Below are 19316 nucleotides of genomic sequence, written 5' to 3'. Positions count from 1 at the left end.
ATAGTTATCCTTTATTTTAAAGTATTCTTCTCGCACTTTATTGATGGCATGCGCTATACGGATGAACTAATGCTATTTCTATGATCAAAGTTTAGGCATTCAGTCTCTAATGAGTAATGATTAGAATTTTATATCTCACTCTATATATAGAAAGGAAAACAAACGCTCAAATGTTTGAAAATATTCCAGCTGCTCCAGAGGATTCAATTTTAAGTCTTACCGAGCTATTCCTTGCTGATACTCGTATTAATAAAATTAACTTAGGCATCGGTGTCTATAAAAATGAGTCAGGTAAAACACCAATACTAAACAGCGTTAAAAAAGCTGAGGAGTATCTACTAGAAAACGAAACCACAAAAAATTATCTCAGCATAGATGGAATTCCTGCTTTAGCAGCCTGTACACTAGAATTGCTCTTTGGCCGGGATAGCTCAATAATTAAGGAAAAACGCGCTCATGCTGCCCAAACTCCAGGTGGAACTGCAGCCCTCCGTGTAGCTGCTGATTTTATTGCTAAGCAAACTTCAGCTAACAAACGTATTTGGATAAGTAATCCAAGCTGGCCTAACCATAAAAGCTTATTCAACGCTGCAGGACTTGAAGTTCGTGAATATGACTACTATGAAGACATAAATCATAGACTAGACTTTTCAGCTCTTCAAAGAAGCCTAGAACAGGCTGAACCAGGTGATGTTGTGTTATTCCAAGGATGCTGTCACAACCCAACTGGTATTGATCCCACGCCAGAACAATGGGAAATAATGGCTGAAATGTCACTAGCAAAAGGTTGGCTACAACTATTTGACTTTGCCTATCAGGGATTCGCTGAAAGTTTAGAAGAAGATGCAAAGGGTCTGCGCATCTTCGCTGCTAAACATAATGAACTTCTTATTGCTAGCTCTTATTCTAAAAACTTTAGTTTATATAATGAGCGCGTAGGAGTTTGCACATTAGTAGCATCTGACAGAAAAACTACAGACAACACATTTAGCCAGATCAAAGCGGCTATTCGTGCTAACTACTCTAACCCACCAGCGCACGGAGGCGCAGTAGTGGCTAGAATCCTGTGCAATAAAAAACTGCGGACTATTTGGGAAGAAGAACTTGCCGATATGCGTCGGCGCATTCAAAGTATGCGTGAGCTGTTTATAAAGACTATACAAGATAAAGGTGCAGCACAAGAATTCGGTTTCATCAGAGAACAAAAAGGTATGTTTTCACTAAGCAGATTAAGCAATGAACAAGTGATCCGTCTTCGTGATGATTTTGGTATATATGCGTTGAATTCTGGCCGAGTTAATATGGCAGGAATGACGATAGATAATATGGATTCAATATGTGAAGCTATTATTGCTATACTAAATAGTAGCACATAATGGTAAAAATATAGAAATGCCATTAAAATTCTACGACCATAAATACCCATCGTATTAATCAAATTCATGATTTATAATAGTAAATATAAACTATATTTATAAATAACTTTCTAAGTTAAGGTGTTTGAAATATCAAAAGTAATGAAATAAATATTCAAAATATGCGTTTTAATATGATGTTACTGGTAAATATAGGCAACCTGATTACAATAACAAAGCTATATTAAATTATCTCTTGATCTATAGATAAGCACTCAATAACTTTTAAGATAGAGATACAGAATGATTGAAAGTTAAGTTCTAAATAGTTAATAGCAAGAATATATTAGTAATAGGGAAGAGTAAAATAAAATCTAGACAATAAAGTTTTCTATTCCCCTCTAATTAATTGCAATGATCAAGTATTAATTATACTTGAGATCCTGTTTTTAAAATACTTTCACTAACTTAATGCTGTAATGATTAAGTTAGTGAAAGTATTTTAAAATTAGATTATCTTAGGTATGCAGGTAATCTTTGATTACCATATAAATAAAGTAAAGCAGTATTGCTGCTTTTTAATAATACCACTAAATTAGTGTAATAAATTATAGCCACACAATGAAATATCCTGAGAATAAGACCAAGAAATACATACATTACTTGAGATATATATCCCTATTCTTATACGAACTTGATAAGGAGATTTGCACTAAGATAACAACATAAAAACACTTACTGATTACGATGTTTAAAAATTAAACACAATAATCTTTTTCTAGAAAAAGAATCTTCTATTTTTAATAGAATACTTAAAAATGATACTTCCTTTTATTCTGTACTAATTTATTTACTGGTCAGATTTAATAACAATATCATCTCATTTTCTCATTTCATCTTGCAGATTATCATAAATAATCTAAAAACATTAAAATTTGCAATTTTATATTATCAATACTTACAATAAAGAATAGTTTAATGAGTTCTTATCCACTATTTTGTAGTATAAGCTTAGGATTATCTTGTAGATACAACACATGCTAAAAGAAGATTAATACATAAAACCTTTTGGAAAGATGCTCAAAAGATAATAATATATAAGAATTATTATTCTATTATTTAATAGACAAAAAGAACATAAAGGAGCATAACTTGACGCAAATAATAAACCGCTCCTCAGTCCTCGGAGGAGCCATGATTATTGCTGGAACAGCAGTAGGAGCTGGCATGTTTTCTATTCCGATAGTCACTGCAGGAGTCTGGTTTACTGGCTCTGTCTTGTTAATGCTATATACATGGATTTGCATGTACATGTCTGGACTAATGATTCTAGAAGCTAGCCTAAACTATCCAAGTGGAGCGAGTTTTTACACTATAGTAGGAGATTTAATGGGATCAGCATGGAACTCGCTGAATGGTATTTCTATCGCATTCGTACTTTATGCACTCAACTACGCTTATATTATTTCTGCAGGAAAGTCTATTATAATAGAAAATACAGGTTCGTCCTATTTAAATATAGGACAAACTGCTACAAGTCTATCTTGCACTATACTAGTTGCTCTTGCCGTTTGGCTTTCAACGCAAGCTGTTGACCGTTTAAACACGATTCTTATTAGTGGTATGATCATTACATTTTTATTGTCTACTGCCGATATGTTTACCCATGTACATGCATCGGTACTTTTTAATTGCAGTGATAGTCATGCTAACTACCTACCTTACGCAATGGCTTCATTACCTTATCTATTAACATCATTCGGCTATCATGGTAATGTTCCTAGTCTAGTTAAGTACTATAACAAAGATGCTAAATCTGTGGTTTTGAGTCTTTTTATAGGAACATTAATTGCATTGACGATTTACATATTTTGGCAGTATGTAATCCAAGGGAACATTAGCCGTCAAACATTTAAAGCAATAATTGCTGAAGGAGGAAATATAAGCAGCTTGCTCAAGCGGGTCAATAATATGTCCAGCAATAGCATTGTTAATAAATTGCTAACCTCCTTTTCTTACATGGCTCTCGCTAGCTCCTTTCTCGGAGTTTCACTTGGCCTGTTTCATTTTATATCTGACGTCTTTCGTTTCAATGATAATATCTCTGGTCGAACTAAAGCAATTTTAGTTACCTTTGTACCGCCGACAATAGGAGCTTTGTTCTTTCCAAATAGTTTTCTATATGCTATTGGATTTGCGGGTTTAGCCGCAACAATTTGGGCTGTTATTATGCCGGCAATGATGGCGCGTGCTAGCCGCAAGAAATTCCCTGAAGCTAATTACCGAGCACCAGGAGGATCGGTAATGATCATATTTATTATTTCTTTTGGTCTGATTAATGCTGCTGCTTATATTTTATCGCTACTTCATTTCTTGCCTGTTTATCAATAATTAATCAAAGATATTACCTGCTAATTTTAGTTAACTTTATACTGTAGCTAGATATTACGATAAAATATGTATTTTTAGTGCATATTATCTACTAGCTAAATGATGTATTAATAAACTTATGAATAAATTTTAATGCCCAGTCAGATCTATTTAAAATGCTATAATAAATTTATCTATTAGTGCAATACAAACTAAGAGAGATCAAGAATGGTTTCTCTGAAATAAGAAATTTTTAATGACTTTATATATTAATTACACAAGGTAATAATGCTCTATAATTTAATGAGTTCATATATTTCAGATATATCCATCCAAGCAACTAGAGAGGAAGTAATGCCTAGCCAATTTGAAAAAGTATGATATATAATATAATTATATTTTTAATTAATACTAATTCTTTATAACATAAGTATATTTATTAGCGTGCTTTATTCTATACTAAAAACCCTCTTTATAACCCTATTCTATCATTGATAGAATCATTTGTATTCATAATACACCACTTCCTTTTTCATACGGAAAGATTCAAAAGAATAATAAACATACAATATAAATTATATCATATATTGAGCAATACAAAAACTCACTACCTTTCAAATTTACTGAAATACAGAATCTCTATAAGAGACATCATAAAAAATCAACTCACAGGATTTCCTAAACGTCTCTGATATGACAACCATATAAGAAATAGGATGTTTTGCATCAAATCTTATTCTAAAGATTACACATGGTAAAAGAAGAAATACAAAAATATAGAATACATCAGGCCTATACAGCAACTAAAATTAACTCTTTAATGTAAGGTTAGTCACAGTTTTATTCTAGTATATTGATAAACAATAAAAAATCTTTACACTTCTTACAAACAAAGAGGATAAAAAATATATTTTAGCCAAAGACATCCCATCACGTGCCATATTATTATAAATTATCATATTTGGACAAATGACAAGATATGAGAATAACAATCAGGATTATTACATCTTACTTATTTTAATGTATCAATCATTTCTATAGCATAACACTCTGCTTAGATCAACTTTGCGAAATCAGGTTGTAGTATGCTATAAATATAGTGATATTTAGATAATCAGCCTATTTTACTGTTATTAGACTGCATTATCTGAATTTTCATAATATTACTTATTAATCGAGAAATGATTAATAAGTAACCATAATATCTGCCTATGTTGTTCCTGCTTCATATTCATTACTTAGATTTACCTTCAAATATTTCACAGATTAATATAAGAGATATGACCTATGCTCGTGTTACACAATAAGACCTCAAATCAGCAACTGAAAACACTCATGCGAAAATCAACCGAACCACGTACCACAGTTTCATTTTATAAATATTGCTTAATAAATAATCCACAAACCTTTCGTGATCATTTATATATCGCATTTAGTAAACTGAAAGTTTTGGGACGAATTTATATAGCTCCAGAAGGGATAAACGCGCAGATCTCTGTGCCGACCAGACTATATAAAACAATGACACAATTATTATATCAAGCTCGTACAGATTTTTATGGTTTGCGTATGAATATAGCGCTTGATAATACCAGACAATCATTCTGGGTACTCCGTATAAAAGTGCGTAATCGTATTGTGGCTGATGGTATTAAAGATCGTAATTTTAATCCGTCTAATGTAGGGCACTACCTACAAGCAAAAGAAGTAAACAGCATGCTGCAAGATCCAGATGTAGTATTTGTGGATATGAGGAATTACTATGAATATGAAGTTGGGCACTTTAATAATGCCATCGAAGTGCCATCTCATACTTTCCGTGATCAGCTTCCTATGGCGGTAGATATTCTACAGAAATATAAAGAGAAGAAAATTGTTATGTATTGCACAGGCGGTATACGCTGTGAAAAAGCCAGCGCATATATGCTTTATCACGGCTTTAAAAATGTTTACCATTTAGAAGGTGGAATTATTGAGTATACTCGTTATGCGCGTGAGCATGGATTGCCTTTAATGTTTATTGGCAAGAATTTTGTTTTTGATGAACGTATGGGTGAACCTGTTACCAATGACGTAATATCTAAATGTCATCAATGTGGTATATCTTGTGACAGACATACTAACTGCCTGCATAATAGTTGTCATTTACTATTTATACAGTGCTCATCCTGTTCTGAGAAATATAAAGGCTGCTGTAATTCAGAGTGTAGGGAAAAATTAAATACTATTAACAGGCAACAATAGTAGATACAAAAGACACAAAATAGCAAGATAATATCTAGTGAGATCAGCTAAAATAGGCTGCTCGCATAAGAGCATAATAAGCAATAATAATGTTATATTCTGACACTAATTTTTAATAATGATTTCCAAAAATAGTTATAATTCGCAAGATATCTTCAGTTTATAGCAAGAGTACTGCTATTAAACTCTTCGCTTAAAGAATCAATTTAATTTTTAGCAAATAACCTTTAATCAGAGCATAGATATTTTGTATAAAATCAAGGACTAGATTATATTGGCGTGCCCTTATATTGCGTCGATCGTCTTTACACCTAAAATTCAGGTTTAGCATGATAACTAATTATATTTTTGTGACCGGAGGAGTCGTATCATCTCTGGGTAAAGGTATTGCTACAGCATCTCTTGGAGCTATTCTTGAGGCTCGCAGACTAAACGTCAGCATAATGAAGCTAGACCCTTATATAAATGTTGATCCAGGTACTATCAATCCAACTCAACACGGAGAAGTTTTCGTTACCGAAGATGGCGCAGAAACCGACTTAGACTTAGGGCATTATGAACGATTTGTCCGAACTAAAATGTCCCGCAAAAATAATTTTACCACTGGTCGCATATATTCCGATGTAATTCTAAAAGAACGTCGTGGTGACTATCTAGGCGCTACCGTTCAGGTTGTTCCTCATATTACTAATGCAATAAAAGAACGAATCCTTGAAGGAGGAGAAGGTAAAGATGTGGTTCTGGTTGAGATCGGAGGTACTGTGGGTGATATAGAATCCTTGCCATTTCTAGAAGCTATTCGTCAAATGGCGATACAACTAGGTCGCAAACACACGATGTATGTTCATCTAACCCTCGTGCCCTATATGACTGCTGCTGGAGAAATGAAAACCAAACCTACACAACATTCAGTAAAAGAACTGCTATCAATCGGTATTCAGCCGGATGTACTTATTTGTCGTTCAAATCTTACTGTTCCTGCAGATGAGCGAGCAAAAATTGCTTTATTCTGTAATGTTCCCGAGAAAGCAGTTATTTCTTTAGAGAATGTTGATTCTATTTATAAAATACCAGGATTATTAAAATACCAGAAGCTGGATACTTACATTTGTAAACAGTTCAATTTAAATTGTCCTGAAGCAAATATGATAGAATGGGATAGAGTAAATTATGAAGAGAATAATATTGTTGGCAAAGTTAGCATTGTTATAGTAGGAAAATACATCAAATTGCCAGATGCCTATAAATCTATCATTGAAGCTTTAAAGCACGGTGGCTTTAAAAATAGCGTAACTGTTAACATTCAGTTAATTGATTCGCAGGATATTGAAACCAAAGGAGCTTCAATACTGAAAGGTCTTGATGCTATTTTAGTACCTGGAGGTTTTGGCTATCGCGGCATAGCAGGTAAAATTGCTACTGCACAATATGCACGTGAAAATAAAATTCCGTACTTAGGAATTTGTTTGGGCATGCAAATTGCTATAATAGAGTTTGCCCGTAACGTAGCGGGAATTCCTGACGCAAACTCTACAGAGTTTGTTCCAAATTGCAAATATCCAATTATTGCGCGCATATCAGAATGGAGTGATAAAAAAGGCAGCATAAAAATGTACACAAAAGAACATGACTTAGGCGGTACGATGCGCTTAGGTGTACAAGAGTGCAATCTTATTGAGGGCAGTTTAGCTCATCAACTTTACGGTGCATCGAAAATATTCGAACGTCATCGTCATCGATATGAAGTAAATAATATGCTATTAAAAAAAATTCAGGATGCAGGCTTGTCTATAACTGGCCGCTCTGCTGATAATAAGCTTGTGGAAATTATTGAGCTACCAAATCATCCATGGTTTCTTGCATCTCAATTCCATCCAGAATTTACATCTACACCCCGTGATGGACATCCATTGTTCAAAGGCTTTATTAAAGCAGCTCTCGAGCATCAAAAACATAAACAAAACAAATAAATAAATTATATATGTATAGAACTTAAGGATACGTAATCTATCCTAGTCATTTTGATTTAACTTATATTAGGGAGATATCTAATGTCCAAAATTATTAAAGTGCTTGGCCGTGAAATAATAGACTCAAGAGGAAACCCGACTGTAGAAGCTGAAGTGCATCTAGAAGGTGGTTTTTTAGGTATGGCTGCCGCTCCATCTGGTGCTTCCACTGGTTCGCGTGAAGCACTAGAACTACGTGATAATGACAAATCTCGTTTTATGGGTAGAGGTGTCCTGAAAGCTGTGGACGCTGTAAACGGCCCAATAGCGCAAGCCATTCTAGGTAGAGATGCTAAAAATCAATCATATATAGATCAAATTATGATTGATGCTGATGGTACAGAAAACAAATGTAATTTCGGCGCTAACGCTATTTTAGCTGTATCTCTGGCTGCGGCTAAAGCAGCAGCTGCTGCTAAAGGATTACCACTGTACGCACATATTTCTGAACTGCATGGTATTTTGGGAAAATATTCTATGCCTATGCCTATGATGAACATCATAAACGGTGGTGCCCATGCGGACAACAACGTTGATATACAGGAGTTTATGATTCAACCTATTATAGCTAAAACCTTTAGAGAAGCAGTTCGCATAGGTTCTGAAGTGTTTCATACTTTAGGCAAAGTGCTTAAATCTAAAGGCATGCATACTGCAGTTGGTGACGAAGGCGGTTATGCTCCAAACTTAAGTTCTAATGCAGAAGCTTTAGCTGTTATTTCTGAAGCAGTTGAAGCTGCAGGTTATAAGCTGGGTCAAGACGTTACTCTTGCTATAGACTGTGCTGCCTCTGAATTCTATAAAAAAGGTCAATATGTCCTATCTAGCGAAGGTAATAAAGTTTTCACGTCTGAAGAATTTACACACTTCTTAGAAGACTTGACCAAAAAATATCCGATCGTTTCCATCGAAGATGGTTTAGATGAATCTGATTGGAGTGGATTCAAATATCAGACAAAAGTATTGGGAGATAAAATTCAACTGGTTGGAGATGACCTATTTGTAACAAATAGCGGGATCCTCAAGGAAGGAATCAAACAAGGAATTGCTAACTGCATACTTATTAAATTTAACCAGATTGGTTCTCTGAGTGAAACTTTAAATGCAATAAAAATAGCTCAAACAGCTGGTTATGGCACAATTATTTCCCATCGTTCAGGTGAAACTGAAGATGCAACCATAGCTGATTTGGCTGTTGGTACTGCTGCAGGACAAATCAAGACTGGCTCCATGAGCCGTTCTGAGCGTGTTGCTAAATACAATCAGCTTATTCGGATAGAAGAAGCTTTAACTGCACATGGCTGGCCAGCTCCTTTATCAGGTTCTAATAAAAGCATTAAGATATCAAATGTGTAATACAGTATCAGTCTAAAAATTTTAACATGCAAAGTACGGGCAACACCAATATGTTGATGAATTTTAGACTATTTTATAATTTAATAAGAGAGGCACTTATCAGATTATTATTATTTTTCATGCCATGATAATATTGGTATTATTGATTGATTATTCTCCTAGAGTAGGCATATCCTATTTAAAATTTTAAAAAAGGATATGCCAATAGCTAGTAAATCGATATTGGCAAGATAGTGATTCTATTTTTAACTATTAGTAATATCCTTTAAAAATATATAAGATTAATGCAATACCCTTGATGTTAAGGTTAATTTGACTGCGTATTCCACGTACTAAAGATCTTGTTAAATAAAGTACATTGTATTTAATATAGCAGACAATAATGACAAGGCATTAAAAATCAGAAGAAATGGGATAAGTATTTCTTAAATAAAAATTTTCTTAAGAACAATGATTAATTGGTATGTATTATACATATATAATTTTAATATTCTTAGAATAATCAAGCACAGTCGATTAGAGGGGTAATATATAGAGCTTTTTAGTATATCTTTTACTGCTACAATTTTAACATTGATAATAGATTATAAAATTTTAACTCAAGATGTATCTATTATATTAACATGCTGATTATTAACTTGTTATTACACTTCTTATGTTTTTCTATAGAGAATATATTGTTAATAGTTAATATTAACATCAGATACTTTAATCTTAGTATATGATTAATTTTATTATGATATAAATTTCTCTATTTTATTAACCTGATAAAGCAAATAATTATTTTTCTTGTAGTATTAAAGACTATAATTACATATAATCAAATAAATAAGATTTCTAGAATGCTATGTTGAGAGTATAATGATATGAATCTATATTTATAGGAGAAAATAACGCAAGACTAAAATACTATAATCTATAGATCTCAGGTCTTTTTAAGACTCAGACGTATCATAACCTGCAGCAGTTGTTTTCTAATCCTCATTTTGCAAGTATACCATAATGAATCTATAATAAGATATCAAGACAATAACAGAACAACAAATATATGAATTTAGTATATTAATTTTAATAATACAAGACCTAGCCCTAATTGAAAACTATTCTTTCTTCATTGCAATTAATTTTAAAGTAAGAATCTTAAGACAAGAAAATAAGTAATACACAGTAATATTATTAGATTCATAAAATAATTACTTCATTTATAAATATAGATTCTTAATAAACCTAGATATCCTCTTATATTTTAAATGAGAAAACTGAGTAAGTTTCATGTTACTCTAAAACAAAGAAGTTATTAGAAATAATTAATATTAAAATCCTGCTAAAATATCTATTTCTTTAATAAAAATAGAATACCTCTGATCATGCCAAGAAAGAAAATAATTAGTTCGTTCTTAGTGAAGAACTTATACGAGTACTAGATAAATATGATCAATATTTTTTTATTTACATGCTAAAATAGCATGACTTAGAGAAATTTACACAGCATCGATATTATTAACCAGAATGTAACATCTATAAATATCTTCAATTCTGGCTATATGAATATAAAGGCACGTGAAAATAATGAGATACGCATTGCAGCTCTCGCAAATTACAAAAACTTATGATGGTTGTATCAAGGTATTACAAGGCATTGATCTTAAAATAAGAACGGGGGATTTTTATGCTCTCCTGGGACCTAATGGGGCAGGAAAATCAAGTATTATTGGCATTATCAGCTCATTAGTAAATAAATCTTCTGGTAAAGTAAAAGTGTTTAATTATGACATAGATCGTGATACTGTAAATGCTAAACGACAATTGGGCTTGGTACCCCAGGAATTTAACTTTAATCAATTTGAAACTGTTATGCAGATTCTAGTTCATCAAGCAGGATACTATGGAGTGCCTTATTCAGAAGCCATGTTGCGTGCAAGGAAATACCTTGAACTTCTGTATATCTGGGAGAAGCGTAATGAACCTGCCCGTATGCTGTCAGGTGGCATGAAGCGTCGGTTAATGATTGCTCGGGCGTTAATGCACGAGCCAAAACTACTAATCTTAGATGAACCTACCTCAGGAGTTGATATAGAACTGCGCCACTCCATGTGGAAATTATTAGAAGCACTCAATGCACAGGGCATGACTATTATTCTCACAACCCATTATTTGGAAGAAGCAGAAATGCTATGCAGAAATATAGGGATTATCCAGAATGGTAGAATGGTAGAAAACACTTCAATAAAGGAGTTTCTTTCAAGAATAACAGCAGAAACATTTATTCTAGATCTTGCTCCTACAAAGCCTGCAATAAAACTAGAAGGTTATAAAAACACCATAAATACTTCAACTCTAGAAGTTGAAGTACGACGAAATCAAGGACTAAACGGTGTTTTTAGCCAACTTAGCGCACAGGGTGTGCAGGTATTAAGTATGCGCAATAAAAGGAATCGTCTAGAAGAGTTGTTTTTTAGCATGGTAAACAACCAGAATGAAAAATGCTTATAAATATGGAGATAACAAATGACTGCAATATATTGGATTGCGCTAAAAAGCATCTGGAGCAAAGAAATTAATCGTTTTGCCCGCATTTGGATACAAACACTCATGCCGCCAGTGATGACTATGACACTATATTTCATTATTTTCGGTAACCTTATTGGTCCTCGTGTTGGAGAGATACAGGGCTTTCATTATATGCAGTTTATTGTCCCCGGCTTAATAATGATGTCTGTTATGACGAACTCCTACGCTAATGTGGCTTCATCATTTTTCAGTGCTAAATTTCAGCGCAATATTGAAGAACTGCTCGTAGCCCCTGTACCAACACATATTATTATTGCTGGTTTTGTTGGGGGAGGTACTGCTCGAGGTTTATGCGTGGGTATCTTAGTGACTCTGGTATCTTTACTCTTTGTCCCGTTACATGTACATAATTGGATAATTATAGCTACAACTCTACTATGTACAGCTATTTTATTCTCACTTGGAGGACTGCTGAATGCAGTATTTGCTAGGACCTTCGATGATATCAGTCTTGCCCCAACCTTCGTTTTAACTCCACTAATATACTTAGGAGGTGTGTTCTACACGCTAACAGTTTTACCTACTTTCTGGCAAGACGTATCAAAGATAAATCCTATCATTTATATGATTAGCGGATTCCGCTTTGGTTTCCTTGGCATTCAAGATGTTCCACTGGTATTTACATTTATAGTGCTGCTGGCTTTTATTATGCTGTTCTACCTTATTCTTTGGCATTTAATAGAACACGGATACGGTTTACGCACTTGATGATTATCTATCGAGATAATTTACAGTAATATTATATAAATATAATATTTTATCAAAAACTAATCTAAATAAGTAGATAGCAACATAAACAATAACAGATTTATTTTATATTTCAAGCGTTTACTTCTAGATATCTCACTGGAGTTTAACTATAGTGAATCTGCGATTTATCATTTCATTCATTATTTAGCTATCTTAACTATTTATATATTTAATTTAGTACAAGATTAAATTTCTTTAATATATTTAATTGATACTTGATTTTGAATAAATAGTTTTAATCTCCATAAAATATATCTTGCTATCTAAACAAGACATCCAAAAGTATATCAATCTCTTACATAAGAATACCACTATACTATTAAATGAATATTTCATAAGTTTTACGTAATATGCTAAAAAATTTTTTGAAAAGCTAATTAATGAGCGATTAATAAAGTTCTTAAAGTTTAGTATGTGCATCGTGAGAGACCATCAATAAATTTTTACTTGAACTCACTAAATATCAAACAAGAAAGCAAAATAGAATGCGAGTGGCATATTAAATTATAAAAGAAAAAATATTTATTTAAAAATAATTATATTACCTGAATCTCTTAAAATTTTGTGTTTAAAAAGTGATAAGATATATGCTGTCAGCATATAAATATTACCTCTGAACATTATATAAAAATATCTAAAAAATATATATTCATAGATGTATCCTGATACAGATATAAAATTACATGCACCTTAATATTCATAGGATAGTACTGCTGACACACAATTTTTTAAAAGATCTACCAAAATAGCCATCATAAATTGAATTAATATATTATAAGATTACTCAAATATATCTTAATATTGCAATGATATACTAATAAATAAGAAATTAGGGATTTATTTATTGATTTATACATCCTAAAGATGTCCTAGGAAATATTAACTGTGCAGCTAATTGATATTTTAAAAAAATACATATAGATTTATGAAATAAAACAAGAGATTATTATATATTTTTCTCATAAAACAAGAGAGTTCTAGTATTAAATCATTTAAAAAACTAAGATTTATAGAATACTAAAATTCTATAAGAACTAATCTATAGCAATTATCCATGCATTATAAGACTAATGCATTAGTCTCAAGCAGAAGATAAATATATTTTTATTATTATCTATTACTAATGATTATTTTCACTATTAAAATCAAGTTTCTTCTCTCTAGTAAGAACAGCAAGAAATATAGCATAGTAATATACTAATATTATGATGCTAAATATTATTTATTATTCTTCATAAATCTATAATAATTTTTACATCAGACCTAATGTAATAACGTGATGTACTAAATAATCCTTAATAACTAAATCTTTTACCTAGATATAATCTTACTACTTGATTTTATTAAAGATATTTTTAAAAATATCTTTAAGCTTTCATCTATTTTATCTTTTATATTCAAAACATTATTCTTATCAAACAGCATGCTGCGTTGCTCTTCAATCTTTTTATAGATTCTCTATATCTATAAAACAATTTACTATAAAACTTATTGAATGATAAAATAATATATTTATCAATCTATATTAAGATAATTATTATTAATAATACCTATTAACAATCGTAGTATTAAAGTTTTTTAATAATGATATTACTATTAGTATAGTGGTACTCTGATGCACGCTATTATGTTATTTATACTTATCTACTAATATTTCTATATATGCCTTTTATGTTAAAAGCATAAAAATGCTGTTAATTATAGCAAATATATGTACTAACTTATTAGAATATTGTTTCCTAGTAACTCTAAAAAAATTTTTAACTATAAGAAGTTATTTTTTATATCTGCACTATAGTTCAGTATTAACTAGAAAATAAATATGTTCATCTCACTATAGCACAATATTCACAACTCAAAAAATAACCTAAATAAACAATATTCTTATATTATTCAGCACTATAAATCTCTTATAATTATTTCCGGTAATTAATATCAGAGACCATGGAGATTTCTCCGATCAGCAAAAAGCAAAAAATATTATTAGAAAACTCTGCATTTTGCATAAAACATTACTCATGGCATATGATGAAACACTTTTTTCTATTCTCTGGACAAATATAACAAGCGTGCTAAAAATTTTTTATTAGCATAATGTAATACATGACTCTACTTATATGATATGATCTTTATATTAAAAATAACAATATATATGATCTGCAATAACAGATTGCTATTACTTGTCAATTAATGCAAGAAATAAAATACATTCTTATTATGGTAATATATTTGAAGCAGAATCATCTCCTGAGATATCAATTTTACTATTTCTATAATCAGTTGAAAAGTAAGATTTGGATACACCTCATATTCTTACAATATTATAATATCATAAATAAACATAACCAGAAAATATAAGATCGCTCATTTTAGCAATGTCAAATGCCCTGACTCTATAAAATATAACAAACACATGAATACTCATCTTCAAAAGATAAGTCTGATGAACATTTCTAGAAATGTTGCAAATATATAAAATGTAGTAAACTAATAACTTCAGACTCAATATTATTATAAGAAACTTGTAGTTTTGATAAAAATATTGTCATTACTTACAGGCACGAGCTGCTCGGCGGCGATCATTTTCGATAAGATAACGTTTGCGAATGCGTAGTGAAAATGGAGTAACTTCTACAAGTTCGTCATCATCAATAAACTCTAGAGCTTGCTCTAGAGACAATTTGACCGTAGGAACTAAAGTAGTTGCCTCATCAGTACCAGAAGCGCGCATATTAGTCAATTTTTTGCCAGTTAAACAGTTTACTGTCAGATCATTAGAACGTTTATGCATACCAATAATTTGCCCTTCATAAACTTCAGCGCCATGGCCCAGGAATAACTTACCTCGATCCTGTAAATTAAACAGAGCAAAAGAAACAGCTTTACCCTGACCGTTAGAGATCAGTACGCCATTCTGGCGCTGCCCTATATAGCCAGGAATAACATCATTGTAATGGCTAAAAGTAGAGTATAGAAGACCTGTCCCAGATGTCATCGTCATAAATTGAGCTCTAAATCCGATTAGCCCTCTTGCAGGAATTATATAATCTAAACGAATACGGCCTTTTCCATCAGGCACCATGTTTTTTACGTCGCCTTTACGTTCACCCATAGATTGCATGACTAAACCCTGGTGCTGTTCCTCGATATCTATAGTAACATTTTCAAATGGTTCTTGTATGCGACCATCAATATTACAATTGATAACTTTAGGACGAGAGACTGCTAGTTCAAATCCTTCACGACGCATATTTTCTATAAGAACCGACAAATGCAGTTCACCACGTCCTGAAACCCGGAATACATCCGCATCTTGCGTTTCTTCAACGCATAAAGCAACATTATGAGCCAGTTCTTTCTGCAAACGCTCTAGTATCTGACGGGATGTCACATATTTTCCTTCTTTGCCGCAGAAAGGAGAAGTGTTAACACAAAAGCACATAGTAACGGTTGGTTTATCTACTCTTAGCGCAGGCAAAGCTTCAGGATGACCTACTGCACAGATAGTATCAGAAATATTTAGCTCTCCCAAGCCAGTAATTGCGATAATATCTCCTGCTTCAGCAAAATTAGTTTCTATACGTTCTAGACCCATATGGGTGAGCACTTTACCTACTTTGACGTTACGGGTTTTACCCGTAACATCAATCAGTATTACTTGCTGATTAGGACTAATTCTACCTCGTTTAATACGACCGATACCGATAACACCTAAATAGTTATTATAATCTAACTGAGATATCTGCATCTGAAAAGGCGCCTCGGATTCAACATGTGGTGGAGATACGTAATCAATGATCGCTTGATACATGGGAGTCATATCTTCAGCCATATCTTTATAGTCTAAACCAGCGATACCCTTCAAAGCAGAAGTATAGATAATTGGGAAGTCCAACTGTTCATCAGTTGCCTCTAAATTCACAAAAAGATCGAATATCTGATCTACTACCCAATCAGGACGAGCCCCTAGACGATCTACTTTATTGATAACTACAATTGGATTAAGACCATTAGCAAATGCCTTTTGAGTGACAAAACGGGTTTGCGGCATAGGCCCATCTATTGAGTCAACAACTAAAACAACTGAATCAACCATAGACATAACGCGTTCAACTTCACCACCAAAGTCAGCATGCCCTGGGGTATCCACAATGTTGATGCGGTATTCTTTCCAATTAATAGCAGTATTTTTTGCAAGTATGGTAATACCACGCTCTTTTTCTAAATCATTGGAATCCATGACTCTCTCAATAAATTCTGTATGTTTATCCAATGTTCCGGATTGTTGTAGTAACTTATCAACCAGAGTAGTTTTCCCATGGTCAACATGCGCGATTATAGCGATGTTACGTAGATTTTCGATCACAACTTTGCCTCAGAATTATAAAAGTAAAAATATTTTACACTTACTTTCGAAAAGGATAATAAGATACTAAAATATCTTATAAAAAGACCGCAAAATTTTATAATTTTATTTAAAATAACATATGAATAGGAACAGCGTGCATAGAATCTATACTAAAAATATTTTTATCATGAATTATTGTATTATTTATGCGCATTTCTCATATAAAAACTCAATTAAATAAAATCCTGTAATTTATAATTTTCTTAAATCTTTACCTTTATCTCTTTGCAAGAGATAAAGGCATTATAATAACTAAATTCATTACTTACACAATTGCAAAAAATAAAATCAAGATATCTTATTAATATCTTACATCTTACATCAGATTAATTTTATAAATACAATATGTAATAATATAAATAACAAAGAAAAGCAAAATACAATTGCTGTGCATAAGCAATCACAATTCTCTTCAAGAATGAATAATTATTTATTAAATCGAGGAAAGCGTTCATAATCTCTATTATATGAATCAATTAGATAATACAGTGTTTAATAATCTTTAAAATATCCTTGTTATTTATCATTTTCATAATATTCAGAAATAATGGCTAAAATAATATTTCTAGGTTTATCTTCATATAAATTCTAATAAATTATGTTAATAGCGATATCTATATAATTATAGTGACTTCATAACATTTCTGATTTAAAAGAACGATAACACTTAAAAAGTTAAATTAAATAAATACGAGAGAAGCGCTTACAAAACCTTAGTTGATGAAGTGTTATTACCCATTATTTCTAAGATAATTTTTGTTTAAACCATATCTAAACATGCAAAATTAATAGAATACTATTTCTGAACCAGTATAAAATAAAAATATACGAATAAAAACTAGCTAATTTTTAATATTACTAAAATTAAAGACAAATATCTTAAGATGCTTGTTTTTGATCTAAAGACTATCTTGCTAAACAAATAGGGTTTAAACTTTAACCATTTATTAACACAATGTAGGGCATATATTGAGATGATTTTATAGAAAAATCATTCAAAAGAAAAATATTTATAATCTATTCTAGATTATATACCGCGGCGTATAGTTGCAAGATTAATATACTAGTACAGCATTTTAGCTGTCTGCAACCAATCTCTTTTAAATGGACGCTTCATATTTTCTACTGCATCGATAAAGTCATGATGAACTAGTTTCTGATTTTGTATGCCAACACAACGGCCACCGTATCCGAACAATAGTAATTCGATAGAATACGCACCCATACGAGAAGCCAGAATACGATCATAAGCCACCGGAGCACCTCCACGCTGTATATGACCTAAAACAGTTGCACGGGTCTCACGACCTGTTTCTTGCTCTATACATTTTGCTAATTGATTAATATTACAAATATGCTCAGTAATTGCAACAATAGCATGTTTTTTCCCCTTTATGATACCTTCCTTAATTTCATTGACTAAATCTTCACGTTTAAATTTTACTTCTGGCAGTACGATAAATTCGCAACCCCCAGCAATTGCAGCAGCTAAAGTTAAATCACCACAATAGCGGCCCATTACTTCAACGATAGAAATACGCTGATGAGAAGAAGATGTGTCACGCAAGCGATCAATTGCTTCAACCACAGTTTCTAGAGCAGTGAAGTAACCAATGGTATAATCGGTGCCCGCAACGTCATTATCGATAGTACCGGGCAACCCAATACAAGGAAAGCCCATTTCAGTTATACTCTTTGCACCCATATAGGAACCATCACCGCCGATCACTACTAGTGCATTAAGCTCAATTTTACGCATGTTTTTCACCGCTTGCTCACGAATTTTATCGTTCCGAAATTCTGGGAAACGTGCAGAACCCAAAAAAGTGCCACCACGATTGATCATATCTGAAACACTTGAGCGATCTAGCTTCTTTATACGACCTTCGTACAACCCTAGATAGCCCTCTTCAATGCCATATACTTCTAAACCTTTGGCCAAGGATGCTCGCACAACACCACGGATCGCAGCATTCATGCCAGGAGCATCGCCACCGCTAGTTAATACACCTATTTTTTTTATCATGACTACCTCTCAGCGTGTAGCTGATATTATTAATATTTTTCACCTTTAAATTAGGTGTAAAGCCTACTAGGATTAATCTTGATCACAAAATATAGACTGAGAATATAGTATCTGTATCGCAACAGATATCTTACTTTTTGCTAGATTACTTTTATTTTTAAACAATACTGAGAATATGACTATATCTGATAGGTTTATTTAATACAGTAAAATATATTGAAGACGAC

General features: G+C 32.3%; 8 protein-coding genes and 1 pseudogene. 7 read left to right on the top strand and 2 right to left on the bottom strand.

What is annotated here, in order from left to right; all coding sequences use genetic code 11:
* The first annotated feature begins 170 nt into the window (after window positions 1–170).
* The 7 genes and pseudogenes from KTT71_RS00545 (at window position 171) to KTT71_RS00515 (ending at window position 12613) form a co-directional block, all read left to right on the top strand.
* Window positions 171–1376 carry an amino acid aminotransferase gene (locus tag KTT71_RS00545; RefSeq protein ID WP_216782547.1) on the top strand — a complete coding sequence of 402 codons (1206 nt, stop codon included), beginning with the start codon at window positions 171–173 and terminating at the stop codon, window positions 1374–1376.
* A gap of 1173 nt (window positions 1377–2549) precedes the next feature.
* Window positions 2550–3746 carry an aromatic amino acid transporter gene (locus KTT71_RS00540; protein ID WP_216782720.1) on the top strand — a complete coding sequence of 399 codons (1197 nt, stop codon included), beginning with the start codon at window positions 2550–2552 and terminating at the stop codon, window positions 3744–3746.
* A gap of 1266 nt (window positions 3747–5012) precedes the next feature.
* A pseudogene (trhO, locus tag KTT71_RS00535) lies at window positions 5013–5966 on the top strand (oxygen-dependent tRNA uridine(34) hydroxylase TrhO); the annotation flags it as partial.
* 332 nt (window positions 5967–6298) lie between these two features.
* Window positions 6299–7939 (top strand): CTP synthase, encoded by a 1641-nt coding sequence (locus KTT71_RS00530; protein WP_216782545.1) that lies wholly within the window; start codon window positions 6299–6301, stop codon window positions 7937–7939.
* Between the two features lie 81 nt (window positions 7940–8020).
* Entirely contained in the window at window positions 8021–9334 is a 1314-nt protein-coding gene (eno, locus tag KTT71_RS00525) for a phosphopyruvate hydratase (protein WP_216782544.1), read from the top strand.
* A 1569-nt stretch (window positions 9335–10903) separates the two neighbouring features.
* Window positions 10904–11827, top strand: coding sequence for an ABC transporter ATP-binding protein (locus KTT71_RS00520; protein ID WP_216782543.1), 924 nt, complete (start codon window positions 10904–10906; stop codon window positions 11825–11827).
* Between the two features lie 15 nt (window positions 11828–11842).
* Window positions 11843–12613, top strand: coding sequence for an ABC transporter permease (locus tag KTT71_RS00515; protein WP_216782542.1), 771 nt, complete (start codon window positions 11843–11845; stop codon window positions 12611–12613).
* Between the two features lie 2590 nt (window positions 12614–15203).
* Here the strand turns inward: KTT71_RS00515 and typA are convergent.
* Both typA and pfkA read right to left on the bottom strand, forming a co-directional pair.
* Complete coding sequence (gene typA / locus KTT71_RS00510) at window positions 15204–17021, bottom strand: translational GTPase TypA (protein ID WP_216782541.1); 1818 nt, start codon at window positions 17019–17021, stop codon at window positions 15204–15206.
* 1105 nt (window positions 17022–18126) lie between these two features.
* The gene (gene pfkA / locus KTT71_RS00505; protein WP_216782540.1) at window positions 18127–19089 is read right to left on the bottom strand and encodes a 6-phosphofructokinase; all 963 of its coding nucleotides are present in this window, start codon (window positions 19087–19089) and stop codon (window positions 18127–18129) included.
* Window positions 19090–19316: the final 227 nt, after the last annotated feature.

Source organism: Candidatus Profftia tarda (assembly GCF_904848675.1).
In the GTDB taxonomy this organism is placed as follows: Bacteria; Pseudomonadota; Gammaproteobacteria; order Enterobacterales; family Enterobacteriaceae; genus Profftia; species Profftia tarda.
The sequence above is the reverse complement of the archived record's forward strand: the minus strand, read 5'-3'. Positions and strand labels throughout refer to the sequence as shown.

Coding starts and splice junctions, on each gene's coding strand:
- KTT71_RS00545 (WP_216782547.1), top strand. CDS start 171: ATGTTTGAAAATATTCCAGCTGCTCCAGAGGATTCAATTTTAAGTCTT.
- KTT71_RS00540 (WP_216782720.1), top strand. CDS start 2,550: ATGATTATTGCTGGAACAGCAGTAGGAGCTGGCATGTTTTCTATTCCG.
- pfkA (WP_216782540.1), bottom strand. CDS start 19,089: ATGATAAAAAAAATAGGTGTATTAACTAGCGGTGGCGATGCTCCTGGC.
- KTT71_RS00515 (WP_216782542.1), top strand. CDS start 11,843: ATGACTGCAATATATTGGATTGCGCTAAAAAGCATCTGGAGCAAAGAA.
- KTT71_RS00530 (WP_216782545.1), top strand. CDS start 6,299: ATGATAACTAATTATATTTTTGTGACCGGAGGAGTCGTATCATCTCTG.
- KTT71_RS00520 (WP_216782543.1), top strand. CDS start 10,904: ATGAGATACGCATTGCAGCTCTCGCAAATTACAAAAACTTATGATGGT.
- eno (WP_216782544.1), top strand. CDS start 8,021: ATGTCCAAAATTATTAAAGTGCTTGGCCGTGAAATAATAGACTCAAGA.